The organism is Halomonas sp. ABH4_019, from assembly GCF_056159885.1.
The window spans coordinates 950106-975464 of record NZ_JBSWWC010000002.1 but is presented as its reverse complement, the minus strand read 5'-3'; the positions used below and the strand labels follow the sequence as shown (position 1 = coordinate 975464).

The 25359-nt window shown below is 62.2% G+C and carries 27 protein-coding genes and 2 pseudogenes; 6 read left to right on the top strand and 23 right to left on the bottom strand.

Annotation, left to right across the window (positions count from 1 at the left end; genetic code table 11):
- Positions 1-15: 15 nt before the first annotated feature.
- The 6 genes from ACXAFN_RS11700 to ACXAFN_RS11675 all read right to left on the bottom strand — a co-directional run bounded on the left by ACXAFN_RS11700 (position 16) and on the right by ACXAFN_RS11675 (position 5778).
- Positions 16-2148, bottom strand: a complete 2133-nt coding sequence (locus tag ACXAFN_RS11700) for a RelA/SpoT family protein (RefSeq protein ID WP_474988873.1) — start codon at positions 2146-2148, stop codon at positions 16-18.
- 54 nt (positions 2149-2202) lie between these two features.
- Entirely contained in the window at positions 2203-2463 is a 261-nt protein-coding gene (gene rpoZ, locus ACXAFN_RS11695) for a DNA-directed RNA polymerase subunit omega (RefSeq protein WP_474988871.1), read from the bottom strand.
- A 144-nt stretch (positions 2464-2607) separates the two neighbouring features.
- Positions 2608-3222, bottom strand: a complete 615-nt coding sequence (gmk, locus tag ACXAFN_RS11690) for a guanylate kinase (RefSeq protein WP_474988869.1) — start codon at positions 3220-3222, stop codon at positions 2608-2610.
- A gap of 86 nt (positions 3223-3308) precedes the next feature.
- Entirely contained in the window at positions 3309-4508 is a 1200-nt protein-coding gene (locus ACXAFN_RS11685; protein WP_474988867.1) for an MFS transporter, read from the bottom strand.
- A gap of 169 nt (positions 4509-4677) precedes the next feature.
- Positions 4678-5001, bottom strand: coding sequence for a thioredoxin (trxA, locus tag ACXAFN_RS11680; protein ID WP_474988865.1), 324 nt, complete (start codon positions 4999-5001; stop codon positions 4678-4680).
- A gap of 222 nt (positions 5002-5223) precedes the next feature.
- Complete coding sequence (locus ACXAFN_RS11675; RefSeq protein WP_474988863.1) at positions 5224-5778, bottom strand: carboxymuconolactone decarboxylase family protein; 555 nt, start codon at positions 5776-5778, stop codon at positions 5224-5226.
- Positions 5779-6027: 249 nt separating this feature from the next.
- Between ACXAFN_RS11675 and ACXAFN_RS11670 the strand changes: the two genes are divergently transcribed.
- The 5 genes from ACXAFN_RS11670 to ACXAFN_RS11650 all read left to right on the top strand — a co-directional run bounded on the left by ACXAFN_RS11670 (position 6028) and on the right by ACXAFN_RS11650 (position 11118).
- Positions 6028-6648 carry a TetR/AcrR family transcriptional regulator gene (locus ACXAFN_RS11670; RefSeq protein WP_474988861.1) on the top strand — a complete coding sequence of 207 codons (621 nt, stop codon included), beginning with the start codon at positions 6028-6030 and terminating at the stop codon, positions 6646-6648.
- 179 nt (positions 6649-6827) lie between these two features.
- A complete protein-coding gene (locus tag ACXAFN_RS11665) occupies positions 6828-7265 on the top strand; it encodes a hypothetical protein (RefSeq protein ID WP_152480026.1) in 438 nt (145 codons plus the stop codon).
- A gap of 377 nt (positions 7266-7642) precedes the next feature.
- Positions 7643-8359: a MauE/DoxX family redox-associated membrane protein gene (locus ACXAFN_RS11660; protein ID WP_474988860.1), complete on the top strand. Its 717-nt coding sequence runs from the start codon at positions 7643-7645 to the stop codon at positions 8357-8359.
- Between the two features lie 16 nt (positions 8360-8375).
- The gene (locus ACXAFN_RS11655) at positions 8376-9719 is read left to right on the top strand and encodes an APC family permease (RefSeq protein WP_152480024.1); all 1344 of its coding nucleotides are present in this window, start codon (positions 8376-8378) and stop codon (positions 9717-9719) included.
- Between the two features lie 526 nt (positions 9720-10245).
- Positions 10246-11118, top strand: coding sequence for a L,D-transpeptidase family protein (locus tag ACXAFN_RS11650; RefSeq protein WP_474988858.1), 873 nt, complete (start codon positions 10246-10248; stop codon positions 11116-11118).
- A gap of 198 nt (positions 11119-11316) precedes the next feature.
- On the opposite strand, the gene ACXAFN_RS11645 is transcribed toward ACXAFN_RS11650, so the two are convergent.
- The 10 genes from ACXAFN_RS11645 to ACXAFN_RS11600 all read right to left on the bottom strand — a co-directional run bounded on the left by ACXAFN_RS11645 (position 11317) and on the right by ACXAFN_RS11600 (position 20088).
- Positions 11317-12039 (bottom strand): cytochrome c biogenesis CcdA family protein, encoded by a 723-nt coding sequence (locus tag ACXAFN_RS11645; protein ID WP_474988856.1) that lies wholly within the window; start codon positions 12037-12039, stop codon positions 11317-11319.
- A 367-nt stretch (positions 12040-12406) separates the two neighbouring features.
- Positions 12407-12790 carry a YncE family protein gene (locus ACXAFN_RS11640; protein ID WP_474988855.1) on the bottom strand — a complete coding sequence of 128 codons (384 nt, stop codon included), beginning with the start codon at positions 12788-12790 and terminating at the stop codon, positions 12407-12409.
- Complete coding sequence (locus tag ACXAFN_RS11635; protein ID WP_474988853.1) at positions 12790-13242, bottom strand: hypothetical protein; 453 nt, start codon at positions 13240-13242, stop codon at positions 12790-12792. The genes ACXAFN_RS11640 and ACXAFN_RS11635 overlap by 1 nt, the downstream gene beginning before the upstream one ends.
- Positions 13243-13473: 231 nt before the next feature.
- Positions 13474-14238 (bottom strand): c-type cytochrome, encoded by a 765-nt coding sequence (locus ACXAFN_RS11630; RefSeq protein WP_474988852.1) that lies wholly within the window; start codon positions 14236-14238, stop codon positions 13474-13476.
- Positions 14239-14411: 173 nt separating this feature from the next.
- On the bottom strand, positions 14412-14825 hold the full coding sequence (locus ACXAFN_RS11625; protein WP_474988850.1) for a hypothetical protein: 414 nt from the start codon (positions 14823-14825) through the stop codon (positions 14412-14414).
- Between the two features lie 110 nt (positions 14826-14935).
- Positions 14936-15706, bottom strand: a complete 771-nt coding sequence (locus ACXAFN_RS11620) for a copper resistance protein B (RefSeq protein ID WP_474988848.1) — start codon at positions 15704-15706, stop codon at positions 14936-14938.
- A 9-nt stretch (positions 15707-15715) separates the two neighbouring features.
- A complete protein-coding gene (locus tag ACXAFN_RS11615; RefSeq protein ID WP_474988846.1) occupies positions 15716-17557 on the bottom strand; it encodes a copper resistance system multicopper oxidase in 1842 nt (613 codons plus the stop codon).
- A 74-nt stretch (positions 17558-17631) separates the two neighbouring features.
- Positions 17632-18870, bottom strand: a complete 1239-nt coding sequence (locus tag ACXAFN_RS11610; RefSeq protein ID WP_474988844.1) for an ATP-binding protein — start codon at positions 18868-18870, stop codon at positions 17632-17634.
- A 64-nt stretch (positions 18871-18934) separates the two neighbouring features.
- Positions 18935-19600, bottom strand: coding sequence for a response regulator transcription factor (locus tag ACXAFN_RS11605; protein ID WP_474988842.1), 666 nt, complete (start codon positions 19598-19600; stop codon positions 18935-18937).
- 2 nt (positions 19601-19602) lie between these two features.
- On the bottom strand, positions 19603-20088 hold the full coding sequence (locus tag ACXAFN_RS11600) for a cupredoxin domain-containing protein (RefSeq protein ID WP_474988840.1): 486 nt from the start codon (positions 20086-20088) through the stop codon (positions 19603-19605).
- A 707-nt stretch (positions 20089-20795) separates the two neighbouring features.
- On the opposite strand from ACXAFN_RS11600, the pseudogene ACXAFN_RS11595 reads away from it, so the two are divergent.
- Positions 20796-21482 (top strand): annotated as a pseudogene (locus tag ACXAFN_RS11595) (transposase).
- Positions 21483-21578: 96 nt separating this feature from the next.
- Here ACXAFN_RS11595 and ACXAFN_RS11590 read toward each other — a convergent pair.
- From ACXAFN_RS11590 to ACXAFN_RS11560, 7 genes and pseudogenes are all read right to left on the bottom strand, one after another.
- A pseudogene (locus tag ACXAFN_RS11590) lies at positions 21579-21692 on the bottom strand (IS5/IS1182 family transposase); the annotation flags it as partial.
- A 101-nt stretch (positions 21693-21793) separates the two neighbouring features.
- Positions 21794-22252 carry a c-type cytochrome gene (locus ACXAFN_RS11585; RefSeq protein ID WP_474988838.1) on the bottom strand — a complete coding sequence of 153 codons (459 nt, stop codon included), beginning with the start codon at positions 22250-22252 and terminating at the stop codon, positions 21794-21796.
- Positions 22245-23111: a WD40/YVTN/BNR-like repeat-containing protein gene (locus ACXAFN_RS11580; protein ID WP_474988836.1), complete on the bottom strand. Its 867-nt coding sequence runs from the start codon at positions 23109-23111 to the stop codon at positions 22245-22247. The genes ACXAFN_RS11585 and ACXAFN_RS11580 overlap by 8 nt, the downstream gene beginning before the upstream one ends.
- A 23-nt stretch (positions 23112-23134) precedes the next feature.
- The gene (locus tag ACXAFN_RS11575) at positions 23135-23878 is read right to left on the bottom strand and encodes a cytochrome c biogenesis CcdA family protein (RefSeq protein WP_474988834.1); all 744 of its coding nucleotides are present in this window, start codon (positions 23876-23878) and stop codon (positions 23135-23137) included.
- A gap of 17 nt (positions 23879-23895) precedes the next feature.
- The gene (locus tag ACXAFN_RS11570; protein ID WP_474988832.1) at positions 23896-24276 is read right to left on the bottom strand and encodes a hypothetical protein; all 381 of its coding nucleotides are present in this window, start codon (positions 24274-24276) and stop codon (positions 23896-23898) included.
- A 9-nt stretch (positions 24277-24285) separates the two neighbouring features.
- Positions 24286-24804, bottom strand: coding sequence for a TlpA family protein disulfide reductase (locus ACXAFN_RS11565; RefSeq protein ID WP_474988830.1), 519 nt, complete (start codon positions 24802-24804; stop codon positions 24286-24288).
- Between the two features lie 48 nt (positions 24805-24852).
- On the bottom strand, positions 24853-25344 hold the full coding sequence (locus tag ACXAFN_RS11560) for a DUF411 domain-containing protein (protein WP_474988828.1): 492 nt from the start codon (positions 25342-25344) through the stop codon (positions 24853-24855).
- Positions 25345-25359: the final 15 nt, after the last annotated feature.

The following is a 25359-nucleotide window of genomic DNA, read 5'->3' as shown; positions in this document are numbered from 1 at the left end:
CGGGGGCGGCATCTTTCAGTTGCCCAGGCGGGTGATCTTGCCGACGTGGGACAGGTTGCGCAGGCGCTTGATGATCCGCGCCAGGTGCACGCGGTTGCGCACCGACAGGGTGAGATTGACGATCGACAGCCGGGCATCGCGTTCCTCGATGCCGATGCGCTCGATGTTGGCGTCGGCATCGGTGACCAGGCTGGCCAGCTCGGCGACCAGCCCCCGGCGACTCTCGAGTTCCAGGCGCAGCGGCACCGGGAAGTCCTCGTCGGACTGCTCCGACCACTCGAGGGCGAACAGCTTGTCCGGATCGTTCTTCAGCTCGGCCAGGTTGCGGCACTCGGCCCGGTGGACGACGATGCCCTTGCCCACCGACAGGTGGCCGATCACCGGGTCACCGGGCAGCGGGTGGCAGCAGCGGGCGAACTTGATGACCATGCCCTCGGCGCCGCTGATCACGATCGGGCCCTGGTGGCGCCCGGCGTCCTGGGTCGGCGCCTGGTCGCCGTGCTGCAGGTCGACCAGGCGCCGGGCGACCACGTGGGCGACCCGGGTGCCCAGGCCGATGGATTCCAGCAGGCTGTCCTCGCTCTTGAGCTCGAGCTCATCCAGCAGGTGCTCCAGCGGCTTGGCCGGCAGCTCCTCGAGGCTGGTCTCGAACTCCGCCAGCGCCTTGTTGAGCAGACGTCGCCCCAGCTGCACGGCCTCGGTGTGCTGCTGGTGCTTGAGGGCGTGGCGGATCGCCGAGCGCGCCTTGGCGGTGGCCACCACGTTGAGCCAGGCCAGGTTGGGCCGAGCCCCGGGCGCGGTGATGATCTCCAGGGTCTGGCCGCTCTCGAGGCGGGTGGAGAGCGGCGCCAGGTGGCGATCGATGCGACAGGCGATGCAGCGGTTGCCGATATCGGTGTGCACGCTGTAGGCGAAGTCGATCACCGTGGCGCCCTGGGGCAATTCCATGATGTCGCCCTTGGGCGTGAACACGTAGATATCGTCGGGGAAGAGGTCGTGCTTGACGTGCTCGATGAACTCCAGCGAATCCCCGGCGTGGCGCTGCATCTCCAGCAGCCCCTTGACCCAGGCGCGGGCCCGGGCATGGCTGCCCTCGGCGATGGGATGCTCGGTCTGGCCGGCCTTGTACAGCCAGTGGGCGGCGATGCCGTTGTTGGCCATGGCCTCCATCTCGCGGGTGCGGATCTGCACCTCGATGGGCATGCCGCCGCTGCCGAACAGCGTGGTGTGCAGGCTCTGGTAGCCATTGGCCTTGGGGATGGCGATGTAATCCTTGAAGCGCCCCGGCACCGGCTTGTAGAGGTTGTGCACCACGCCGAGGATCCGGTAGCAGCTGTCGACGTCCTCGGTGATGATGCGAAAGCCGAACACGTCCATGATCTCGGCGAACGACTTGCGCTGGTCGCGCATCTTGCGATAGATCGACAGCAGGTGCTTCTGGCGGCCCACCACCGAGCCGGTCAGGCCCTCGTCGTCGAGGCTGTTCTGCAGGCTGTTCTGGACCTGGCGGATCGCCGAGCGACGGTGGCCGCGGGCGCTGGCCACGGCGCGCTTGATGCGCTCGGCGCGCATCGGGTGCAGGGCCTGGAAGGACAGGTCCTCGAGCTCCACGCGAATGGTGTTGATGCCCAGCCGGTTGGCGATCCGCGAGTAGATCTCCAGGGTCTCGCGCGCGATGCGGCGCTTCTTCTCCGGGCGCAGCGCGCCCAGGGTGCGCATGTTGTGCAGTCGGTCGGCCAGCTTGACGATGATCACCCGGATGTCCCGGGACATCGCCAGCACCATCTTCTGGAAGTTCTCCGCCTGGGCGACCGCCTTGTCCTCGAAGGTGATCTGGGTCAGCTTCGAGACCCCGTCGACCAGCTCCGCCACCGGCTCGCCGAACTGCTGGCCGAGGGCCTGCTTGGAGACGCCGGTGTCCTCGATGACGTCGTGCAGCATGGCGGCCATCAGGCTCTGATGGTCCATGTGCATGTTGGCCAGGATGTTGGCCACCGCCAGCGGGTGGGTCACATAGGGCTCGCCGGAGCGCCGTCGCTGGCCGTCGTGGGCCTGCTCGGCGTAGTAGAAGGCACGCTTGACCTGCTGGATCTCGTCCGGGGGTAGATAGCCGCCGAGGCGGTCGGCCAGGTCATCGATGGTGAACATGCGGCGCGCCCTGAAGGTTGCATGATGGCCGTGCGGGTGGCGACGACGGCGGCATCACTCCTCGGCGGGGATGCCCGGTTCGCCTTCGGGGCGAGGACGCACGGGAGCCTCGACGGGCTCGTCCAGCACGCTGGAGTCGACCAGGCCGTCGGCGATCTCGCGCAGCGCCATCACGGTGGGCTTGTCGTTTTCCCAGGGCAGCAGGGCATCGCGGGAGCCGCGGGCCAGCTGGCGTGCACGCTGGGTGGAGATCATCACCAGCTTGAAGCGGTTTTCGACGTTTTCCAGACAATCTTCGACTGTGACTCGCGCCATGAATGCCTTCCTGAATGCTGACGGGCGAAACCCCGGCCGGCGTCGTTGCGCCCCGGGGGTTCACCGATGAATAGATCGAATAGATTACTCGACGCCCGGTTCCCTTGACAAGCGCCGCGGCCGGCTCAGGACCAGCGGCCGGGGTTAAGACAACAGCGCCGCCAGCAGCGGGGCATGGCGTTCGTGCATGCGTCCCGCGGTCAGGCGTCGGGCGATCACCAGCGACTGCAGCTCGCGCAGGGCGGTGGTGAAGTCGTCGTTGATCACCAGGTAATCGTATTCGTCGAAGTGGGACATCTCGCCGACCGCCTCGCGCATGCGGGAGGCGACGACGGCGTGCTCGTCGGTACCGCGGCTCGACAGGCGGCGCTCCAGCTCCTCTCGGGAGGGCGGCAGGATGAAGATCGACACCGCGCCGGGCACCTGCTCGCGGACCTGGCGCGCGCCCTGCCAGTCGATCTCGAGGATCACGTCCTGGCCGGCGGCCAGCAGGTCTTCCACGGCGCGTCGGGACGTGCCGTAGTAGTTGTCGAAGACCCGGGCGTGCTCGAAGAAGTCGCCTTCCTCGATCATCCGCTCGAATTCGTCCGGGTCGACGAAGTGATAGTTCACGCCGTCGACCTCGCCCTCGCGGCGCGGCCGGGTGGTATGGGAGACCGACACCTGGATGCCGTCGAGGCTTTCGATCAGCTCGCGCACCAGGCTGGTCTTGCCGGCGCCGGAGGGGGCGGAGACGATGAATAGCGTACCTTGGGGCATGGGCGGAACCTGCGACGTTGACGGCTGCGGGGAGGGCGCGAAGTATCGCATACTTGGCGCCCATCCCCTATCCCCGTCCTGCGGGGTCATGCCGTGGCGGCTTTGGCCTCGCGACGTTCCAGATGGCGCCCCGCGAGGAACACGGCCAGCCCGCCGAGTGCCAGCACGGCGCCGACCAGGCCACTGGCGGACCAGGGCGCGCCGCCCTTGATCACCACCGCCGCCAGCCAGGCGCCGAGGGCGTTGGCGCAGTTGAAGGCGGCATGGTTCATCGAGGCGGCCATGGTCTGGGCATCGCCGGCCACATCCATCAGCCGGGTCTGCAGCGCCGGCCCCAGGGCCATGCTGGTGCCCACCAGGCCGACGAACAGCAGGCCGGCGATCAGGTGGTCGGCGGCGAAGAAGAAGCCGCCCTGGACCAGCAGGCACCACACCAGGATGCGGGGGATCGCCTTGAGCAGGTGCTTGTCGGCCAGCCGCGCGCCGACCAGGTTGCCGAGGATGGTGCCGATGCCGAAGATCGCCAGCACCCAGGGCCCCACCGATTCACGCATGCCGGCCTGGTTCGAGAGCGTCGGCACCACGTAGCTGAACACCGCGAACATGCCGCCGAAGCCCACGCTGGCCACGCCCAGGGTAAACAGCACGCGTTGCTTGAGCAGCGCGGTGAGCTCCCGACGGGGGCTGGCGTCCGGGTTGTGGGGCTGGCGGGGCACCCACAGGCGGATCAGCAAGGCGGTGGTCAGGGCGATCGCGCCGACGCCCAGGAAGGCGCTCTGCCAGCCCAGCCACTGGCCGGCCCAGGTGGCCAGTGGCGCGCCGATCACGATGGCGCTGGTCAGGCCCAGCATGACCCGGCCGATCGCCTGGGCGCGTTGTTCGACCGGCACCGCGGCCGCGGCCACCAGGGCGGCGACCCCGAAGTAGGCGCCGTGGGGCAGGCCGGCCAGGAAGCGCAGCCCGACGAAGGGCCAGAAGGACGTGGCCAGGGCGCTGGCGATGTTGCCCACCGCAAACACCAGCATCAATGCGATGAGCAGGGTGCGGCGCGGCACCCGGGCGGCCAGGGCGGAGATCAGCGGTGCGCCGACCACCACGCCCAGCGCATAGCTGGAGATGGCGTAGCCGACGTCGGCGGCGGCGACCTGGAGGTCGCCGGCGACGCGTTCCAGCAGGCCCATGATCACGAACTCGCTGGTGCCGATGCCGAAGCCGCCGAGGGCCAGCGCCAACTCGGCCAGGCGGGGGTGGCGCGCGGTGGCGCTGGAGGAAGAAGGGGGCGACATGGCGGACCTCCGTCAATAAAAAAGACCCTGACGAGGTCAGGGTCGCGTAAAATTACTACAAAAGTATAAAGCCTGCGTCAGTCGGACGCGAGGGGCGGCGCAACGTGACGGAGTCCGTGGGACGGCCCTGTCACGAGGCCGGTGGCTCGGCGAGCCACCGGGTGAGCGGTCAGGCGTGACGTGCGATGAGGCTGTCGAAGCTCTCCTTGGGTTGGACGCCGGTGAGGGCCTCGATCTTCTGCCCGTTCTTGAACAGGGCGATGGTGGGCAGGCCACGAACGCCGTTCTGGGCGGCGAGCTCGGGCGCCTCGTCCACGTTCAGCGTGACGACCTTGAGGGCGTCGCCTTGCTCTTCGGCGATGGAGTCCACGACCGGATCGAGCATCTTGCAGGGACCGCACCAGGGCGCCCAGAACTTCACCAGGACGGGCTTGTCATGCTCGAGGACTTCCTGGGTATAGCTGCTTTCGTTGACCGCTGTCAGATTGGCCATAAAGCTCTCCTTGGCACGCCTAACCGGTGCCGACATAGAAGGTAAGGCGTCGTCGGTACGCCCGGTTGCTGGCATACCCTACCTTGTCGAGAAAAATGTTAGCAAGTTAATTTTATGCCGCCCCGCCTGTTCCCCTGCGGGGCATGGCCGCCCACCGGCGGTGGCCGGGGGCGTGGCACGAGCGACCCGCGGGGAGCCTGGCGGGCTCCCCGCGGGGCCTCATCAGGAGGCCTTGTGCCACTCGTACTCGGCGAAGGGCTTGTCCAGCGGGGTCGCCGCCAGATGGTTGGTGTAGTTGCTCATCACCTTCTGCGACAGGGCGAGGACGACCTCGAGGACATGGCGTTGCGTGTAGCCGGCCTCCAGGAAGCGTTGCACCGTCGTGGCATCGAGATCACCGCGCTGACGGACCATCGCGAGGGTGAAGGTGCGCAGAGCCTCGAGGCGATCGGTCGGCAATGGCGTTTCATCACGCAGGGCGTCGGTGATGGCGCCGTCCACCTTCATCTGATGAGCGATGGCGGTATGGGCCGGGACGCAGTAATGGCAATTGTGCTCGACGTTGATGGCCTGCCACACCACGGTGGTTTCCTCATCGTCGAAGCTGCTGTCGAGGAACAGCTGGTGCAGGCGCTGGTAGCCTTCCAGCAGGCCGGGCGCCTCTGCCATCACGGCGTGCAGGTTGGGGACCATGCCGAAGGCGTTGACGGAGTTGTCGAGCAGCGTCTGGCTGGCCTGCGGCGCGGACTGCTTGTCATGAAGGGTGAAATCGGTCATGGCGGTGTCGGCTCCATATTTCAGGATAAAGGGGGTTCCTCGAAGAGGCCGTATCGGGACCTTGCCCCGGGCTTCGAGTGGGGGCCACTGTTGTTGAGTGATCGCTCAAAAACGGGCGCGCCGTTGCCTAAGGCCTCTTCACTGGGGACATCCTAGCTGTACTTGAGCGACCACTCAAGATAAAATTTTCCTACCTTCACCGCCATGATGTCCGACCCGTTCGAGGTCGGCCGCCGCCTGGACTCGCTCATGCCCCGCACGACTCGCCACAACCGACAGGAATCCCTGGAAAAGGCGCTGGCACTGTTCTGGCGCAAGGGGTTTCATGCCACCTCCCTCAAGGACCTGGAAGCCACCCTGGACATGCGTCCGGGCAGTATCTACGCCGCCTTCGGGAGCAAGGAGCAGCTGTTCCAGGAGGCGCTGGAGCGCTATGCGCAACGGGCGCTCGTCGAGCTGGATCGCACCCTGGGCAGGCATGAGTCGGCACTCGACGGCCTGGCGGCCTATCTACGCCAGCTCGGGGGGTTGCGCGAGCGTGAGCTCCCTTGCCGTGCCTGCATGCTGGTCAAGAGCCTGCTGGAGCTGGGGGATCGCGAGGCCGCGGCGAGGGAGAAGGTCGACGCCTTGCTGGAAGGCATGGAGGCTCGCTTCATCGAGCGGTTTGACGTGGCTCGTGACCGGGGCGAGATCGGCCGCGACCAGGATCCCAAGCGGCTCGGGAGGCGCCTCCAGGCCGAAGTCATGGGTCTGCGCTCCTTCGCTCAACGCGATGTCGGCAGCGATGCCCTCCAGGCCCTGGCGGAAGACCTGGCTCGGTCGGTCGAGGCGCTAGGAGACGGCCGCGGCGCGGAGGCGCCACGGCGCTGAGATCCGAGATAGTGGGGGGAGCCATGCGGGTGCCGTCCTCCCCCGGTCGCGCCTGCCTCACTCGATGTTCTGGATCTTAAGGTTGATTTTCTTAAAAAATATATTATTAATCAATTGCTTGAAGAATGTGAGTGGTGAATTTTCATGAGGGACTACCCGGTATACTACCCGGTTGGCTGATGACTCCCAATCGCCATCCCTTCGTGGTGGGTCGAGAGTACTGGCTGTTCAACCTCACTCAGAGCGATGCGCGGTCAAGCGCGGCTCTCTACAGCCTGATCGAGACGGCCGAGACCAGTAGCCTCTTGCCCTACGAGTACCTGCAGTTCGTGTTCGAGACGCTGCCGACCTTCGGCGAGGAAGCTGGACTCAGCTCCCTGCTCCTGGCACTGGAAGGAGATCCTACCGGCTTGAGAGGGGCTGATACAGATGAAGTTTCTGGATCGCATAGGAGCGGGCGGCCTGACGGTAAATCAGGCTGTACCACTCTCGCCGAGCCAGTCCGCGGCATATTCAAGGCGATCTACTACCGCATGTCGCTGGTGCTGGACACCGAGAACCTCTCGCCCTGGCTCGGTTCCACGCTCCACCACGTCGCTCATTACCTGCCCGCCTAGCGGATCATCCACTGGCCGGTGAGAATGAGGGTAAATCGACCTATTAGGACGATGCGGAACTATCGAGTCCGTCGACTATGCGCCCTAAATATTCGTCAGGCTCTATATATAATGCTGTTAGCCTTCTATGGGTGACAACTCATCACTCGTACCGGTCACCGCAACCGTTCGACTGCGCAACCTTGTCAAAGCAGGCAGCTTGACCTTTGGGTTGCACAATGGTTCTAGCCTATTAACTTTATCAGGGTCATGGCCGAAGTGCTTGGCTGTGAATGCCACATTCGCGAATGCCTTTCAGGCACTGAAGGAGGTGAAAGCCTATGAGTAGCGTTGCGTCGGCGTCTGCTGCACCGCACAAGACGGCCCGTGTCTACCGTATGAAGACGGAAGAGCACCTCTGCCCGTTTGGCCTGAAGACCGTGGATCTTCTCAAGCGCAAGGGCTATCGAGTCGATGATCACACCCTCACCTCGCGGGAGGCGATCGAGGCGTTCAAGGAGCAGGCCGGTGTCGATACCACGCCTCAGGTCTACATCGGCGAGGAGCGCGTGGGGGGCTATGAGGAGGTTCGCGCCCACCTGGGCATGAGCGTGCCCGGCGAGAAGGAGACCACCTATCAGCCGGTCATCGCCATCTTCGCGACATCCTTGCTGATCGGCCTGGCGGTGAGCTGGGCGGCCAGCGGCACGCTCGTGTCTCTGCGTATGCCGGAATATGCGGTCGCCACCGCCATGACCCTGCTGGGGCTCCAGAAGCTGCAGGATATCGAGAGCTTCAGCACCATGTTTCTCAACTATGACCTGCTCGCCCAGAGACATGTGCCTTACGGCTACGTCTACCCCTTCGCCGAGACCCTGGCCGGTATCCTGATGCTGGCGGGGGCCCTGATCTGGCTCGCGGCGCCACTGGCGCTGTTCATCGGCACGGTAGGGGCCGTGTCGGTCTTCAAGGCCGTCTATATCGACAAGCGGGAGCTCAAGTGCGCCTGCGTGGGTGGCAACAGCAACGTGCCCCTGGGCTTCGTCTCCTTGACCGAGAACCTAGTCATGATGGGCATGGGGCTCTGGATGCCGCTGAAACAACTCATTCTTTGAGGAAACGGAGGCAGGGATGAACGACTCCTCGGATCGTGCACCCGAATACGAGGAGGGTAGCCTGACCCTGGCGGGCGCGGTTGCCCTAGGCACGGGGGTCATGATCGGGGCCGGTATCTTCGCCCTGACCGGCCAGATGGCACAGATGACGGGGTGGCTGTTCCCCCTGGCGTTTCTGTCGGCGGCCGTGATCGTCTCCTTCAGTGCCTACTCCTATGTCCGAATGTCCAGCACCTACCCCTCCGCCGGGGGGATCGGCATGTATCTGCAGAAGGCCTATGGCTCGACATTGCCGACCGCCTTTCATGCCTTGCTGATGTACTGTTCCATGGTGATCGCCCAGAGCTTTCTGGCCAGAACCTTCGGGTCCTATACCCTGCAGCTGTTCGACGTCGAGAACCGCTCCCTGCTGGTGCCGTTACTGGGGGTAGGGCTGCTGTTGGCGGCCTTCCTGATCAACCTGTCGGCCAATCGGCTGATCGAGGGAGTCGCCTCCGTGCTGGGTGTCATCAAGATCGGGGGAATCGTCGTGTTCGGCGTGGTCGGGGTCTTCGTCGCCGACTCGCTGAAGATGGACGTGTCATCATCAACAGCGCCCCAGGCTTCCCTGTCAGGCTTTCTGGGGGCCACGGCCCTGGGTATCCTGGCCTTCAAGGGGTTCACCACCATTACCAACAGTGGGTCGGAGCTCAAGGACCCCCACCGCAATGTAGGCAGGGCGATCATGATCTCGATCGCTCTGTGCGTGGTGATCTACGCGCTGGTGGGCTTCGCCGTCGCCAGCAACCTGTCACTCCAGGAGATCATCAAGACCCAGGATTATTCCCTGGCGGCTGCCGCCAGGCCGGCACTGGGCGAGGCGGCGGTCTGGTTTACCGTCATCCTGGCGATGCTGGCGACGGCGGGTGGTATCATCGCCAGTGTCTTCGCCGTATCCCGCATGCTGGCCATGCTGACCGAGATGCGGCTGGTGCCTCACCGCCATTTTCATATGCCCGGCAGTATCCAGAAGCACACCCTGGTCTACACGATCGTGCTGGGCTTGCTGCTGACCGCGTTCTTCGACCTCAGCCGCATCGCCGCGCTGGGCATCATCTTCTACCTGATCATGGACATCGCGATTCACTGGGGGGTATTTCGCCACCTCAGGCACAAGGTCAGCGCCAGGCCCGCGATACCGATCATTGCCATCCTGCTGGATATCGTCGTGCTGGGAGGCTTCGTCTGGGTGAAGGCTACCTCCGATCCGCTGGTATTGATCGTCGCCGCCGTGGTGATGGGCCTTATCCTGGTGGGGGAGAGGCTGTTCCTGTCAAAACGTGAACCGCCGGCCGGCGATGATCACTCGCATACTCATTGACCCCGGTCGGATATACCATTTGCTGCTTGGCGCATGTCGTCGTGCCGTTCGGGAACGGGCACTGGCAGAGCATGATGCCGGGGACCATGCCATCCACCATCATGTTCGGCTCCGTATTGTCTGCTCGTCATTCCGGGAGCATCTTCCGCTGTATGGCTATTGGTCTCGAGCCTGGTTGGATTGCTGAGCCAGCTGTATAGCTTCGTGCTCTCCGAGCTTGAGAAGTTCGCGAACCAGATCGCGAACCTCCGGGAACTTGGCCCGCCCCTCCAGGTATCGGTACAGATCGACTCCCTGATCACAGAGGTTTTTGGCATGAAGATTGACAACGATTGGCCTGGCCTCACAGGAGTGAGTCAGGCTCTGCGTTGGCTGCAGGCTGCGATGGTACTGCTGGCCGCTGGGAGTGCCGCCCTCCAGGCGGCTGAGGTGCCATCCGACTGGCCCAAGGGCCAGTACCCATTGCCCAGGGGGGGGCGACCTCATTGGGCAGGACTACACCGTCGAAGCGGATACCGGGGAGACGTTGCTCGATCTCGCCCGCGAGCATAATTTGGGTTACGAGGAGATTCGTCGCGCAAATCCCGATCTCAGCGTCTGGATGCCTGGGGAGGGTATCGAAGTACTGATTCCAGCGCAGCGCCTGCTGCCGCCGGTACCCCGCGAGGGCATCGTGATCAACCTCGCCGAACTCCGCCTCTACTATTATCCGGAAGTGGAGGAAGGCGAATCGCCGCGGGTCGAGACCTACCCCATCGGCATCGGTCGTGAAGGTTTCGACACCCCGCTTGGCAAGACCGAGACCACCATGCGCATCGAGAACCCAGCCTGGTACCCTCCCGAGTCGGTGCGACAGGAAGCGGCGGCGCGTGGCGAGGAGGCACCCGCAGTGGTCCCCCCAGGGCCGGATAACCCCCTCGGCGACTACGCGATCCTGCTCGGCTTCGACGGTTATCTCATCCACGGCACCAACCGGCCAGACGGCATCGGCATGCGTGCCAGCCGTGGCTGTATCCGAATGTTCCCCGAAGACATTCAATCGCTCTTCGAGCGGGTTCCCGAAGGCACTCCGGTCAACATCATCGATCAACCGATCAAGGCTGGCTGGCATGCGGGCACGCCCTACGTGCAGGCCTACCAGCCGCTGGAGATGCAGGAGAACGGCATGGCGCAACTGCTGGAGGCATTGACGTTGCTGAGTCAGTCTGCCCATGGAGAATCCATGGACCTGGACTATTTACAGCTACGCGGCGTGGTGGATGATCCCGATGGCCAGGCCGTCGCCATCCGACGGGCGCCGGAACCCGAATCCGTGGTGGTCGATGCGGAGAGCGAGGCCAGTGGTATCTACGAACACCTGGGGGGCCAACAGGGCTTGCTCGAAGCTCCTGAAGTGTGACACAGGCAGCCAGGCATCTCCTGATTCTCGGTTAGATAGGGGACCACGCCAGGGGGCGCTGGGGCGTTTTCGTCGCGGCAATCCCGGTATGGCTTTCAGTAACGTGTTGGCCGAGCTGGGCGCGCTGGCACGGAACAGGATGGCGTCACGTCGAGACGTCTCAGGAGACTCGACGACTGGGTTTCGGTCGGAGAGTCCTCAGCCGATTGTGGCCAGGAACGGGAACCAGTCCACTAGGAAGCTGGAGAGCCGGGTCAGGGTCCCGGTGACGATCAGCAATCCCATGAGGATAAGGATTACACCGGCGACCGGTCGGGCATAGGCACTCCACTTGCCAAGACGGCCCCGGTAGCGGCTGAACCGATTGAGCAGCAGGGTACTGGCCAAGAAAGGCAGAGCCAGGCCGAGGGAATAAGTCGCCAGGTAGAGCATGCCGGCCTGGGCATTGGCCGTGGTGGAGGTAGCCATCAGAATTGCGCCCAGGATGGGGCCGATACAGGGCGTCCAGCCGATGGCGAAGGACACGCCGAAGAAGGTCGCTGCTAACGGGGAGCCCCCTCGCACTTGCGGAGACCAGTGGAAGTTGCGCTGTAGGACGGGCAGCCGGATCATGCCTGACATGAACAGGCCGAGCACGATGACGACGCTGCCGGTAATCCAGTTGAGCTCCTGGCGGTAGCCGCGCAACAGCTGCCCGATGCTGGTGACGCCCAGGCCCATCAGGATGAACACCACGCTGAAGCCGAACACGAATAAGGTGCTCAGCAGCATCGCCTCGAAGCGCCGATCCGCCTTGCCGGCACTGCCGCCGGTGACCACCGAGAGATAGGCGGGCAGCAATGGCAGTGTGCAGGGTGAAAAGAAAGATAGCAGCCCGCCGAAGAGAGCGCCGATCAGGCCGATAGAGGAGAGCGTTTCCACTGGGGGCTACCTGGCTGTCATGCCGTGAAGGAGGCTCGGCCGGGTGGCGACTACTGTCCCCGAGGGATGCTGGCGGATGGGGTGCTTTCGCCAAAGTGTATCGCCTCGGTTTCCATCGTTTCGCGCAGTGGCTGGTTCAGCGGACATGCGAAGCCTCAAGCGATATCTGGTGACCGATGCCCCTAATTCCAAGGTCTTTGACACATCAGGGGAATCGGGGATCAAGATCCATAGCACGGGGTGGCTCGGTTGGTGATCAGCAATCATCCGTCGGTAGACGCCACGGCGATATGGTAGGGAGCCGAAGCCAGGTCGGTGCTGTGTCGTGTGTCGTTCTCAAGGGAAAACGTGACCAGACGATTTTGCCCTAGCTTGTAGCATAGAGCGTCTGGCCATCGGGACTCAAGTCGATGCCGTGAGGCTCCGCGCCGATCTCATATTCTGCGGCCACACTCCTGCTAGCAAGATCCATCGCCAGGGCTTTCCCCCCGGTATCATTGTTAACGTACACGCCCTTCGAGAGCAACATATGCTTCGGGATGCCACCCACGCGGATGTTCCGTCGCACGAACCAATGCTGGGAATCCACCTCGCTGATGGTGCCGTCACCGGCGTTGCTGACGGATATGCTCCTTCCCACTTCATTCTGGACGAGGTAGTTTGGATTCAGCCCCGACGCCACGAAGGCGATCACCTGGCTGGTGACAAGCAACAAGACGCTGATGTCTCTGCCGGAGGGATGTGTCGCCATCACTGCTGTCCGTCTTGCGTGATCAGGGCATGGTGCCCAGGCCCGTGCATCACCCGCGTCCTGATGAGTCGGCTCGTGGTCGTGTCGGCGACGTAAAGAAGCCCCGTATTCGTGGCTTCCCGGGAGGCCGTTCCGCCATTGCCATGGTGGGCCGCGTGCTCGTCTTCCGTGACGCCTCCAGTGTGTGGTCTCTCGGTATTGGGCCCATGAGGAGTGAGGCTGACAAGAATCAGTTGCTGACCATAGAGCATCGGGGCGAAGCCGCGCGTGTTGATCGTATCGGTGGCGGTCGATATTACTTCCAGCCGATTCGGGTCGATGACATCTACGGCATTTGCTGCCCCCATTGGCATGAAGGCCCGGTCGCTGTTCGCGATGGCGGTGGTCGAGGCGCCGAGGGCGATGCTGGACACGAGACAAGCCAGGGATGGGTGCTGCAGAAAGCTCTTCATGAAAGTTATCCCCTAGGCATTGAGGCCCTTTGGAGGATGTGCGAAAGCCGGCATGCGGTCGGGCTATCTTGGAAAACATTCATGAGATCCTGGTTGATCCAGGCCATGTGAAGACATCATCGCTCACGGCGTTTCATTAGATAGCGCATCGATGTAGCGCTGCTCGCCGCGGTTGATCAGCCGCCTGGGCCAGCGCTGGTGGTGAGACCGGGCGCGATACGGAGGGCCGTGTCAATGGTCGTGGTTCTCGTGGCCGTCGTCGTGGCTAGTGGTGTCCTGGGCTGTCATGGCACTCATGTCGCCGTGCTCGTGGTCGTGGCCGTCGTCGGCAGGCGCCGACTCGGCCTCTTGCTCCTGATGGCTGCGGGTTATGGCGCTCATGTCGCCGTGCTCATGGTCGTGGCCGTCATCCGTGGCGGGCGGTGCCGTCATGGCACTCGTATCGCCATGCTCATGAGCGTGACCATCGTCCTTATGGGATGATGTGGTTGCTACATCTTGGGATGAAACAAGGTTGCTGTACTCTTGGTTGGAAAGAGAAGGGATCTTTTGTATAAAGGCAACGAGCTCCCAGAGCTCCTTGTCCTCATGAGTCATTCCCCAGCTTGGCATTCCTGTCATTTTTATGCCATTTTTAACGATCCAAAACTGCTCTTCAGGAGAGCTGTCTATCATCTCTGTAAAGTCGGGTGGGGTAGGGTTAAGCCCCTGACGCAGTACCGTGTTGTTCATGCCGGGTTTAAGATGGCATGCCGCGCATAATGATTCATAAGCACTAGCCCCTTGTCTTATCATTTCCGTGTCTTCTAGGCTAGGAGCTTCAATATCTTTGCTTCTGGCTCTGACGGAGCTTTCCATAGTTTGATGCAGCGACCAGCCTACGATGGGGTGGTGATCATCTTGTGCAGACACATTGTAGAATCCACCGAAAACAAAAAATAACGTGCCGAACGATATTGCAATTGCGCCGACGGTGACTCCATGCCAAATCTTCATATTTTGATCTTTTTTCACTGATTGAGAGGGTTGCTAAAGGGATGGGGGTGGTGTCACTGGAATCCATGCGTTGATGTGGAGGTCACATTCCCAACCCTTCTGAACATTTTTTGATAAAAGAAGGCCAGCCGAAGCTGGCCTTTCTATTATCATCAAGACCGCTGAAAGGTCGGTTATTTAAAGTTGACGTGGAGATTGTAACGGTTGGATACCTCGTTGGGGCTTCCCATGGCGTCGCCCGAGACCTCCAGGATATAGGTGCCGGGAGATACCCGCTCGGTCATCAGGAAGTGCCCGCGCGGATCGGTAGCCTGAGCGATCAGATTTCCCGCATCATCATACAGGCGACCTTGGATGCGGACGTTCTCGCTGGAGTCGCTGGCCAGGTGCTCGCTACTCAATTGCAGTGTCGTTGCTTGCTTAACCTGGAGGCTATAGCGTTTTGGCACTTGTGAGATCAGTTGGCTGTCGGAAACACCGGCTTCCAACATCATCGGCTCCGATGGTTGGCTGCCGGTGACGGCGAACGTCGCTGCCGAGAACAGCCCCAGCATGGTGGCTCCGATCAGGGTAGTATAGCGCTTCATGATGCATCTCCTTGTGTGGTTGACATGGTCGAGTATGGAATCCTTGTCTGAAACGACGCTGAAAAAAGTGCCATGTGTCACGGTATGGGGATGGCGGAGCAGCCGTTGGTTCAATACCACATGCGGATGCCGGCGACTATCCCGGTATCCTCGGTGGCCTCGCCTTCGGCTCGTGCCATATCGGCGGTATCACCATACGTTTTCTGCCAGTAGCCGCCGATGTAAGGGGCGAACTTGCGGTGAAACTCATAGCGTAGGCGAAGCCCCGTGCGCACGGAGTTCAGGCCTTTGCCGATGCCGAACTCCGGCACCTCATCGGCAGAAACCGCCATCTCCAGGCGGGGCTGAAGGAATAGCCGCTGGGTAATGCGAACATCGTATTCACTCTCCAGGCTTGCCGAGATATCACCATCTTCGCTGATGCGCAGGTCGGCGTCGGTCTCGAAGCGATACGGCACCAATCCCTGAAGGTTGATGACGCCAAAGTAGCGCTCGAGATGGTCATCCGTGGCGATGCCCCCCTGGTAGCCAATCCCCCCCTGCAGCTCCCAGAAGGGAGCGATCAGACGGCTATACAACAGGTCGAGACCCTCGAATTCGGGGGCCTCGCCATCGCCCTGGACGTTCTCGCCTTCTCCCTTCAGGTAGACCCGGTTGACGTCGCCGCCATACCAGGCGCTAAAGTCCCATACCAGCGCATCGTCTCCTTCGTCGGGCCTGGCGTATTCGAGGCGGTCGATGAGCAGCGAGCCGCGTGGATGCTCGACGATGGGCGATGGCCAGTCCGCTGGCGCATCGTAACCGTCTTCGGCCTGTATGCCGGTGGCGGCCAGCATGGCGATAGTGGTGCCGAGACTCACGGCGATCCTTTTGGCTTTCATGAACCCTCCTTAGGCGACCTTGACGACCCGGAACATGCCGGCATCCATGTGATAGAGCAGGTGGCAGTGGAAGGCCCAGCTACCCTCGGCATCGGCGGTGATCAAGGCGGAGAGGCGTTCGCCGGGCTTGACGTTCAGTGTGTGCTTGCGAGGAATCAGCTCGCCGGCGCCATTCTCGAGTTCCATCCACATGCCATGCAGATGAATGGGATGCTCCATCATGGTGTCGTTGACCAGGATCAACCGCAGGCGCTCGTCCTTCTCGAAGTGGATGGGGCCCGTGACCTCACTGAACTTCTTGCCATCGAAGGACCACATGTAACGTTCCATGTTGCCGGTCAGGTGCAGCTCGAGCTCGCGGCCTGGTGGGCGACGATCCGGCCAGGGACGCAGTGCCTTGAGATCGCGATAGACCAGGACTCGGCGCTCACCCGGATCGATACCGATGCCTGGCTGATCGAGGCGGGAGCCGGGCTGGGCCACGCCCACGGGAAGCATGCCGTCGGTCCTGCCGGATGCCGCGTCGGCCATGTGACTCCGATCCATGCCCTGCATGGCCGAGTGGTCCATGCCGGGCATCCTGGCGTGATCCATCCCCTGCATGGCCGAGTGATCCATGCCGGGCATCCTGGCGTTATCCATGCCCTGCATGGCCGAGTGGTCCATGCCTTGCATATCGGACATTCCCGACATGTCCATTCCCGCGTGTGCGCCCATGGCTTCCATGCCCCGGTCTGCAATCTGGCGGCGTACCGGGATGGGGGCGGCCATGCCGAGCCTGGGCGCGAGGGTGCCGCGGGCGTAGCCGCTGCGGTCCATGGACTCGGCGAAAAGCGTATAAGCCGTATTCGCCTCGGGAGTGACCAGGACGTCATAGGTCTCCGCGACGCCGATGCGAAACTCCTCGACGGGCACGGGTTGAATCGGTTGGCCATCGGCGGCCACGACCGTCATCGTTAACCCCGGAATCCGCACGTCGAAGTAGGTCATCGCCGAGCCGTTGATGACGCGAAGCCGCTGGGTTTCACCGGGCTTGAACAGTGCCGTCCAGTTCTGTGACGGAGATTGCCCGTTCATCAGGTAGGTGTAGGTGCTACCGGTGACGTCGGCGATGTCACGGGAACTCATGCGCATTCGCGCCCACATGGCGCGCTGGGCGGCGGTATCGGCAAAGCCGTGTCGCTCCACGTCGGCGAAGAAATCCGCGACCGTTCTTTCCTGAAAGTTGTAGTAGCCTTCACCGATTTTCAGGTTATGGAAAATGGTCGCAGGGTCCTCGAAGCTCCAGTCGGTCAGCAGCAGTACGTGTTCGCGATCATAGCGAAACGGCTCCGGCTCGGCGGCGTCGATGATCAGGGGGCCGGCATGGCCGAGCTGTTCCTGCAGGCCGGAGTGGCTGTGATACCAGTAGGTGCCGTTCTGGCGTACCGGGAAGCGGTAGGTGAAGGTCTCGCCGGGGGCGATGCCTGCGAAGCTGACGCCGGGCACGCCGTCCATTTCCGGTGGCAGGATCAAGCCGTGCCAGTGGATGGAGGTCGGTTCCTCCAACAGGTTGGTGACGCGCAGCACGGCGTCCTGACCTTCCCGGAGGCGAACGAGCGGGCCGGGGCTGGTGCCGTTGATGCTGATGGGGCGAGCCGACTTGCCCGCTACCGGAAACGACTCACGGCGGATGGCCAGCGAGACATTGGGACCTTGCTCGGTGCCTTGTGGGTATGCCGCGGCTTGGCCCCAGGGCGAGGCCCAGGCCGGTGACAGCCTGAGCGCCATGGCGCCGAGCCCCAGGGCGCTGCCGCCCTTGAGCACCTGGCGTCGGGTCAGCGGGGATGCCGTTTGGTTGGCCTTCGTCATGCATGACTCCTTTCCGAGGCGATGGGATAGAGTCGATGATGCCGTGGCCAGCTGAATCCAGGCTGAATATCGAATCAGGCCGCGGGAATATGGATCGTGACCCGCAGGCCCGAGTCGGGCGGTGCCTGAAACTCGGTGGTGCCCCGATAGTGCTCCAGCAGCTGGATCAGGATCGAGAGCCCCAGGCCATGACCGGGCCGCCCCTCGTCGAGGCGTCGCCCTCGCTGGCCCAGTCGCGTGAGCTGCTCTGTCGGCACGCCGGGGCCATCGTCTTCCACCATCAGGCATAGGCCGTCGCTGACGGTCGCGTGAATGCGGATGGTATGGCGCGCCCACTTGCCGGCGTTGTCCAGCACGATTCCCGCCATTTCCATGAAGTCCTGCCGCTCCATGGCCAGCCTCGCATCGGCCTCGGGCATACCGAGGGACAGGAAGGTCTTGTCGGGATAGAGGGTGCGAAACATGTCCAGCAGGGTAGACAGCTCTCGTTCGGGACAGGTGTGCTGGCCGGAGTCGGCCCCGGCGATGCGCGATCGACGTAGCTCGGCATTCAGCTGCGCCTGCATGTCCTCCAGGCGGGCCAGGATCTTGGCCCGCCGCGGCGGATCGATGGGGCGCTGTCCGCGCATGACCTGCATGATCGCGGCCAGTGGCGTCTTCAGGGCGTGGGACAGATCGGACACGGCATGTCGGGAGCGCTTCAGGCGGTTCTCCTGGGCATCCATGAAACGGTTCAGTTGATTGATCAGCGGCTCGAGTTCCGTCGGCATCGTCAGCTGCAGGCGTGCTCGTGTGCCCTGGCGAAGCTCTTCGAGCTGTCGCTGCAGCTGCGCGATCGGGCCCAGGCCGGCCCTCACGGCGAGCAGGTTCAAGCCAATGAGCAGTAGCAGGACGAGCCCGGCAATGACGCCGATCCACCAATGCAAGCGACTCAACCCCGCTTCGACCCGGTCGAAGCTCTCACCGACGAGCAGTACGCCTTCGTGACCGGCGATAGAGAACGGGCGGCGGTAGACGAGAAGATGGCTATCTTGGCGATGCACGTCGAGCAGAGCATCATCGTCAGCGTCCAGCAGCGGATAGAGCGTCCCCAGCCAGGAGGGGTGTGAGGTCGTGACCTCACCATCTAGGCTCAGGACATAGAGGTGATGGAAGACTTGCGCGGATAGGCTCGATGGAGCAGATAGCGGGGGGCGAGTCGTCGGTTCTTGGCGAAACTTGTCGAGAGTGTACTCGGCTTCTTCGCGCAAGCGGTCACCAAGGAAATCACGGGCCAGGTCTCGTAGCAGGATGCCATGCAGCAACCAGGTCATCGCCATCACCAGGAAGGCCGCCCCGCCCAGCCATACGAGCAGCCTGCTTCTCAGGCTACGCCGATCAAGAAGAGGCAAGGATGTACCCCTGGCCGCGACGCGTCTGGATGACATCCTTACCCAGTCGGCGGCGCAGACGACCGATATAGACCTCCACCAAGTTGGGGGCTGCAGCATCCTGTTCCAGGGCGTAGAGCTGGTCGAGGAGATGCTGCTTGGAATGGACGCGATCCGGGTGGTGCATTAGGAAACGCAACAGCCGGAATTCGGTGGCCGTCAGCGACTGCCAGGTGGTGCCGTCGGTGCTCACTCGCTGCTGGAGCTCGTCGAGATGAATGCCGCTGACGGTCAAAACATTGCCGGTATTGCCGTGCTGACGCCTGAGGAGGACATGCAGCCTGGCCAGCAATTCTTCTTCGTAGAACGGCTTGGTCAGGTAGTCATCGGCTCCGCGTCGCAGACCGATGACCTTGTCTTCCCAGGTATCACGGGCCGTGAGGGCTAGGATGGGCTGGTTGTACCCTTTTCCTCGCCAGCGCTCGAGCAGGTCGAGGCCCGACCCGTCGGGCAGCCCGAGATCCAGGATTACGAGGACGTATTCTTCTGTCTGCATCAGCGATTCGGCCACACGTATACGTGTGGCCGTATCGACGCGGTAGCCCTCGTCGCCGAGGGTCTCCGCGAGGCTCTCGGCGAGCAGGTCATCGTCCTCGAGCAACAATAGCTTCATGGTTAGCCTTCGATCTGGATATCGCCGCTCATGCCCGACTCGTAGTGGCCGGGAATGTTGCAGGCGAATTCGATCCTATCGGCATCCTGCGGAGCGGTCCACACCAGGGTGGCGGTCTCACCTGGGGCGATGGTTACCGATGACATACTGCCATCGTGGCCACCGCCATGGTGCCCTCCGGACATGTCGTGACCGCTACCGGAGGCCATCTCGCGCATCATCTCACGATGCTCAGCCTGCGCCTCTTCATCTCCAATCACGAATTCATGTTCAAGATTGCCGGTATTGGTAATTTCGAACTTCACCGTCTCGCCGGGCGCGATCTCTAGCTTGCCGGGGGTAAACCACATGTCACCCGCCTCAAAGGAGAGGGTGCGATCAATCGCCGTATGGTCGGCAGCCGGTGAGCCGTCGCTGCCGTGCCCGGCGCCGGCCAGGGCGGTGGTGGACGCCAGGCTGAAAATGGCTACGAGAAGTGTATTACGCATCTTGATACCTCTTTCGGGTCTGTGGACCTTCCCATATTTAAGCCATCAAGCTGAATCGAGGCTGAATGCCGAGCGATCTCAATGATCGACAGTGGGTCCTTGCGCTCGTTTCTGGCGAGCCTTCCCCTGGTTATAAGATCGGGCCAGGCTGGAGACGTAGCATCCAGTCTGGCTCAAAGCGAATGGGCTCTAGGGATAGGAGGGGCGGTGTCCGGCAGGGTGACCTGCGCGGTCCCAGGGCCCAGCAGCATGTGGGGCAGGTACGAAATCACTGGTCACGTTCGTCGGAATACGCAATGTTCTAGCCGGGCTTCGTGGCATGCGATGAGATGTCAACCGTCTCGAGGCTGGTATGTAGAATCATGCCTGTAGCCTAGGCCTAGTGTTGAAAAAATCGCCATTAGCTGCGAGGCCATGAATGATATTCTAGTTAAGGAGGCAGGTAGTCCCACATTACTCTCCAGTTACCTTCCATGGTAGCGCAAACGCCACCAGAGCGGCCGAGATCCACAGGCAGCCCAGGTCAGAAACAGCACCGCCATAAACGAGGTGATAGCCCGTTTATCGCCGGCAAGGTGGCGGGGCAGTCGAAGTATCTGGATCTACATGACGCCGTAACCGATTACCTAGGGTTCGTACGAAAGTAGATTTTGCTAACTTTCCCTATGCCGCAACAGTATAGGTGAGGTACGGCAGGACGCTACGAGATCTCCGACATCGGTTGGGCTCTCTTCGAGAATATCGTGTCGCCGCCGAAGACAACGGGGCATCTCCGTCGCGATGACCGCCAGGTTGAACGGCATCTTCTGGATACTTTTCTCGGGAGCCAAGTGGCGCGATCTTACCGAGCGTCACGGTCCCTGGTCCACGGTGTATGACTGATTCCGCCAGTGGCATGATGATGGCACCTTCGAAGCCGTGCTGACACGCCTCCAGCTCCAGCTCCAGCTTCGCGAGGATGGCCTGATGGACCTGAATGCCTGGATAATCAGCTCCACGGCCGTTCGTGCCACACGGGCTGCCTCGGGAGGCGGCAAAAAGGGGGAACGGACGAACCTGTAGACCATGTGTTGGGGCGCAGGCGGGGCGGCAACGAAAGCGTTGCCGCTATATTGTGCACGACAAAGGCTACGACAGCGATGACTTACGCCGTTGCTGCGATCGATACCGGATGAAGCTGATCATCGCGCAGCGCAAGATGTACCGAAAGCCTCGTCCTGGCCTCCCCGAGGGTTCGACAAGCCCAAGTATCGGGAGCGCAATGTGGTATGCGTGACTTTAGCTGGTTCAAGGAGCTACGGCGAATCGCCACACTGGATCGTAGCTTGTGCGCCATGGTATGCCTGGCTGGTATAAGCTGCTGCCTACGAGCTGACTTTTCGTACAGAACCTAGACTGTCCAGTGGGCAGCCGTTATGGTCATACAGGAAGAGTGACAGTACTACCACAAACCACATTACTCGGGCGAGGAACATGCACAGCCGCCCCTCGACCAGCGTTTGGCAAAGCATCAGGGCCTCCATCTGGGCCAAGAACCGTTTGCGGCGAGTAACCTCCTTCTTGTCCTGGTGCTGAGCCTGAGCGAATGAGATCTGCTTGTTCAGTTGGCTTTGATCAGACTGTGGTCAGAAAGCCAGATTTTACCTCGCCGCAGCTGCCGGCCTGCCAGCGGAGAGATTTGTGCAGCGCTTCCCTAGCCCCATAGCTACTCTCTTTGCTTTGGAAATGGAGCTCCCTCGCTTTCATCCGCCTGATGATGCCTTTGTTCCGGTGTCCATAACGTCTTGAGGTAATTAATCACGGAGCGGATCTCGGCCGGGGCCAGGACATCCTCGAAGGCCGGCATCGTGAGTCGCTCGGTCTTGTTCCAAGGATCGCGCCACCCCTCGGCGACGATCCGGTAGAGCATGGCATCGGAGTGCTTCCAGGTATGGCCCTCCGGCCCGTGAGGAGGCGCCGGCAGTTCGCCTTGGGCATTCTGGCGCTCCCAGTTCGGCATGCCCTCGCCCTGGCGGCCGTGGCAGCTGGCACAATACTGCTGGTAGATGCTTTCTCCCTCTTCCAACCGAGAGGTATCGCTTGAAGAGGTGCTGTCATCCGCTATGGCCTGCCCGGCGGCACTGAGCAGCAGCCAGGTTGTGGCGAAGAACCAGCGCCTACGCATCGGGGGGTGTCCAGGTTTGGCCCTGATCATTGCTACGCAGGAGCTGTCCTTCGCGATTCAGGCCATAGAGCATTCCTGCAGGAGAATAAGCGAGCGCGACGAGCGCCGGGCCGTCATCCGTCACCGGCTGCCATTCCTGGCCGCCATTGTCGCTGCGCCACAGGCCTTGCTCTGTGGCGACATAGACGCGCTCAGGAGTTTCGAGGTCATAGGCCACATCGTAGACCCTGCCGGCATCGAGCTCACCGGTCGGTCGCCAGCCGCAGAAGCAGTCCATCGACAGGCGTACCGCATCGTCGGACACCGCATAGAGCCACCCGGTTTGCATGCTGCCTTCCATATCGGAGTGGACGAGCCGGCGGATGGGCTGGCCAGGACCGCTATCCATCTTCTTCCAGGTCGTGCCGGTATCCTCGCTTTGGTAGAGGCCATCGTCGGCGATCACCGCATAGAGGGTCTTGGCCTGATGTCGGTGGGTGGCCAAGGCGATAACATTCTCACTGGGTAAGCCCTCGTTGAGTTCCTGCCAAGTCTTTCCATTATCGGTGCTGCGCTGTACCCCGATCCCTGGACCCGCAATATAGAGCGTCTGTTCGGCTGTTGCCGGTACCGAGACCGTGACTACCCGCCCCTCTTTGACGGCCTCCGGCAAGGGGAGCTCTTGCCAGGTCTCTCCATCGTTCGTGCTCTCGGAAAGCCGGTTGGCCTCCACCTTGAGTAGCCGTTCGCTCGTCGGGTCGTAATGCAGCAACGGCGATGTCTCCTCGTCCGCCCCGGCCAACCCGGTGATCCCCAGGCTGACGATGACCAAGCCCGTCAATGACAGGGCACGCCAGAAGCGACTTGCGGCGATTTTCATATCAGTGATTCCTCGAATATTGGCTAGCCGATGCTGCCCAGCGCCGGAAAGGTGCGCAATAACCAATAGGACAGCTCGGTCAGTTGTCCGGTGATCATCAGGATACCCATCAGGATCATGATCAGCCCGGCCGTCAGGTGCATGACCCGGCCCCAGCGGCGCAGGAACTTCTGGTGATGCAAGAAGCGATCGAGCGAAACGGCACTCAGCAGGAAGGGCACCCCCAGGCCCAGCGAATAGATACCGAGCAATGCCAAGCCGCTCGAGGCATTGGCCGTCGAGGCGCTGACGGTCAGAATGGCACCCAGGATCGGGCCGATACAGGGGGTCCAGCCGAAGGCGAACGCCACGCCGAGCAGATAAGCCGCACCGGGCCCGCCACCCTCTTCCTTTAGCCTGCCGATGAACCGCCATTCTCGCTGTAACCAGTGCAGCGGGATGAGCCCGGTCATGAAGGCACCGAACAGGATGACGATGAGACCGCCGACCAGGTTCGCCTCCTGGCGATAGACCAGCAGTAGACGACCGATGGCCGTGGCACTGGCCCCCAGCATCAAAAATACCGTGGAGAAGCCCAGCACGAACCATAGCGACTGGGTCAACACCCGGAGCCGCTCGCGCCGGTCCGCTTCCCGTATCTGCCCAAGCGATCGCCCGGCCACGAAGGAGAGATAGCCAGGCACGAGCGGCAAGACGCAGGGTGAAACGAACGAAATCAAGCCCGCCAGAAAGGCCGTCGCCAGGCCGATATTGGCAATCTCCAGCATCCCTCCTTATCCCGTGGCTAGGCTTGGAATTTGGAGTCGGGCCGCTCGGACGACACCTCGTGAACCGCTGCTTGGCGATGGGCGGATGCCGTCTCCGTGGATACCTCGGTAGCGGCTTCCACTCCGGCTTGCACGTCGGTGGCTTCGCCCTGGTCGGTAGCCTTACCTTTCTTGTCCTTGCATTTCATCATGCACATTGCTCCGCACATGACGAGGCAAGGCAAGAGGCTCACCAGGATAGGGGCGATCCCCAGCAGGACCAGTTGATCCCAGCCCATGGCCAGGCCACCCGCCACGACCGCGGCACCCAACAGCATCCAGCGGCGGGGGCCCGTCAGCAGGCCTGTCAGCCCGGTTTTCTCCTGCCCCTGCGGGTTCTTGTCGTCACAGCAACTCATGGCGCTTCCTCATTGGGTGGTTTCTAGCGTTTCGGTCAGAAACTCGATCATCTCGGGGGTATCCCATTCGGCCTCCCCGACCAGGCGCCCGATCTCTCTGCCCTGGTGGTCGAGCAGAAACGTCGTGGGAATACCCACGGCACCCAGGTCCGCGCTGGCCATGCCGGTTGGATCGACATAGGGGGCAAGATGCTCGATCCCCACTTCCTGATAGAAGTCGTTGACGACCTCGATACCCTTGCGGTCGATCGAGAGCGCAACGACTTCGAAATCCGTTCCCCCCAGTTCGGCCTGGAGGGTATCCAGGGTGGGCATCTCCTCGCGGCAAGGGCCACACCAGGTCGCCCAGAGGTTGAGCAGGATCGTCTTGCCCTCGAAGTCGGCCAGGGTCAGGGAGGAACCTGTGCCATCTTCGAAGCTTATTTCAGCCACGTCGCGCGGGCTTTCCCAGAGAAGAAATCCCTGAGGCCCTAGATTTTCAGGGGGCGTGGCGGCGGCCGTCGTGGCCATGGCCGTCAGCAGTGACACCACTAGCCACCTCGTTGCGATCCGTTTCCCAATCACCAGCGCTTACCTTCAGTGGATGGCGTAGACCTCAGGAGTTTCGGTCGGCTGAAAGGCCAGGGTATAGACTTCCAGCGGTCCTTGTTTCTCACCCGACATCCCTGGCGAGCCGAGGGGCATGCCGGGTACGCTCAGGCCTTTGATAAAGGGCGTTTCTTCGAGCACCTGGGTGACGCTTTCTACGGGGACGTGACCCTCGAAGACATAGTCGCCAATAAGCGTGGTGTGGCAGCCATGCAGTTTCTCGGGCACGTTGTGCTCGGTTTTCAGCTGTGCAAGATCATGGGTGTCGATCGTTTCCACCTCGAACCCGTTCTGTTCGAGATACTTGGCGTATTCGGCACAGCAGCCACAGTTGGGGTTCTTGTAGAGGGTGGCCGATGTCTCGGCTGCCAGTCCCGAGAGGGGAAAGGTCAAAAGAGAAGCGATGGCCAGTGTTTTTCCGTACTTCATATGCGGAGTCTCCGAGGAGGTCATGAAATGAGCGATGATGCCGTGGATCATTGTCTCGCGGAATTA

What these genes read in the sequence shown, in the direction of transcription:
- ACXAFN_RS11640 (WP_474988855.1), bottom strand. Translation starts at nt 12,790, where the DNA reads ATGGCGACACATCCCTCCGGCAGAGACATCAGCGTCTTGTTGCTTGTC.
- rpoZ (WP_474988871.1), bottom strand. Translation starts at nt 2,463, where the DNA reads ATGGCGCGAGTCACAGTCGAAGATTGTCTGGAAAACGTCGAAAACCGC.
- ACXAFN_RS11570 (WP_474988832.1), bottom strand. Translation starts at nt 24,276, where the DNA reads ATGAGTTGCTGTGACGACAAGAACCCGCAGGGGCAGGAGAAAACCGGG.
- trxA (WP_474988865.1), bottom strand. Translation starts at nt 5,001, where the DNA reads ATGGCCAATCTGACAGCGGTCAACGAAAGCAGCTATACCCAGGAAGTC.
- ACXAFN_RS11615 (WP_474988846.1), bottom strand. Translation starts at nt 17,557, where the DNA reads ATGACGAAGGCCAACCAAACGGCATCCCCGCTGACCCGACGCCAGGTG.
- ACXAFN_RS11635 (WP_474988853.1), bottom strand. Translation starts at nt 13,242, where the DNA reads ATGAAGAGCTTTCTGCAGCACCCATCCCTGGCTTGTCTCGTGTCCAGC.
- ACXAFN_RS11675 (WP_474988863.1), bottom strand. Translation starts at nt 5,778, where the DNA reads ATGACCGATTTCACCCTTCATGACAAGCAGTCCGCGCCGCAGGCCAGC.
- ACXAFN_RS11655 (WP_152480024.1), top strand. Translation starts at nt 8,376, where the DNA reads ATGAACGACTCCTCGGATCGTGCACCCGAATACGAGGAGGGTAGCCTG.
- ACXAFN_RS11630 (WP_474988852.1), bottom strand. Translation starts at nt 14,238, where the DNA reads ATGAAGATTTGGCATGGAGTCACCGTCGGCGCAATTGCAATATCGTTC.
- ACXAFN_RS11610 (WP_474988844.1), bottom strand. Translation starts at nt 18,870, where the DNA reads ATGACCTGGTTGCTGCATGGCATCCTGCTACGAGACCTGGCCCGTGAT.
- ACXAFN_RS11600 (WP_474988840.1), bottom strand. Translation starts at nt 20,088, where the DNA reads ATGCGTAATACACTTCTCGTAGCCATTTTCAGCCTGGCGTCCACCACC.
- ACXAFN_RS11665 (WP_152480026.1), top strand. Translation starts at nt 6,828, where the DNA reads ATGACTCCCAATCGCCATCCCTTCGTGGTGGGTCGAGAGTACTGGCTG.
- ACXAFN_RS11575 (WP_474988834.1), bottom strand. Translation starts at nt 23,878, where the DNA reads ATGCTGGAGATTGCCAATATCGGCCTGGCGACGGCCTTTCTGGCGGGC.
- ACXAFN_RS11620 (WP_474988848.1), bottom strand. Translation starts at nt 15,706, where the DNA reads ATGAAAGCCAAAAGGATCGCCGTGAGTCTCGGCACCACTATCGCCATG.
- ACXAFN_RS11580 (WP_474988836.1), bottom strand. Translation starts at nt 23,111, where the DNA reads ATGAAAATCGCCGCAAGTCGCTTCTGGCGTGCCCTGTCATTGACGGGC.
- gmk (WP_474988869.1), bottom strand. Translation starts at nt 3,222, where the DNA reads ATGCCCCAAGGTACGCTATTCATCGTCTCCGCCCCCTCCGGCGCCGGC.
- ACXAFN_RS11660 (WP_474988860.1), top strand. Translation starts at nt 7,643, where the DNA reads ATGAAGACGGAAGAGCACCTCTGCCCGTTTGGCCTGAAGACCGTGGAT.
- ACXAFN_RS11670 (WP_474988861.1), top strand. Translation starts at nt 6,028, where the DNA reads ATGCCCCGCACGACTCGCCACAACCGACAGGAATCCCTGGAAAAGGCG.
- ACXAFN_RS11685 (WP_474988867.1), bottom strand. Translation starts at nt 4,508, where the DNA reads ATGTCGCCCCCTTCTTCCTCCAGCGCCACCGCGCGCCACCCCCGCCTG.
- ACXAFN_RS11700 (WP_474988873.1), bottom strand. Translation starts at nt 2,148, where the DNA reads ATGTTCACCATCGATGACCTGGCCGACCGCCTCGGCGGCTATCTACCC.
- ACXAFN_RS11585 (WP_474988838.1), bottom strand. Translation starts at nt 22,252, where the DNA reads ATGCGTAGGCGCTGGTTCTTCGCCACAACCTGGCTGCTGCTCAGTGCC.
- ACXAFN_RS11625 (WP_474988850.1), bottom strand. Translation starts at nt 14,825, where the DNA reads ATGAAGCGCTATACTACCCTGATCGGAGCCACCATGCTGGGGCTGTTC.
- ACXAFN_RS11605 (WP_474988842.1), bottom strand. Translation starts at nt 19,600, where the DNA reads ATGAAGCTATTGTTGCTCGAGGACGATGACCTGCTCGCCGAGAGCCTC.
- ACXAFN_RS11560 (WP_474988828.1), bottom strand. Translation starts at nt 25,344, where the DNA reads ATGATCCACGGCATCATCGCTCATTTCATGACCTCCTCGGAGACTCCG.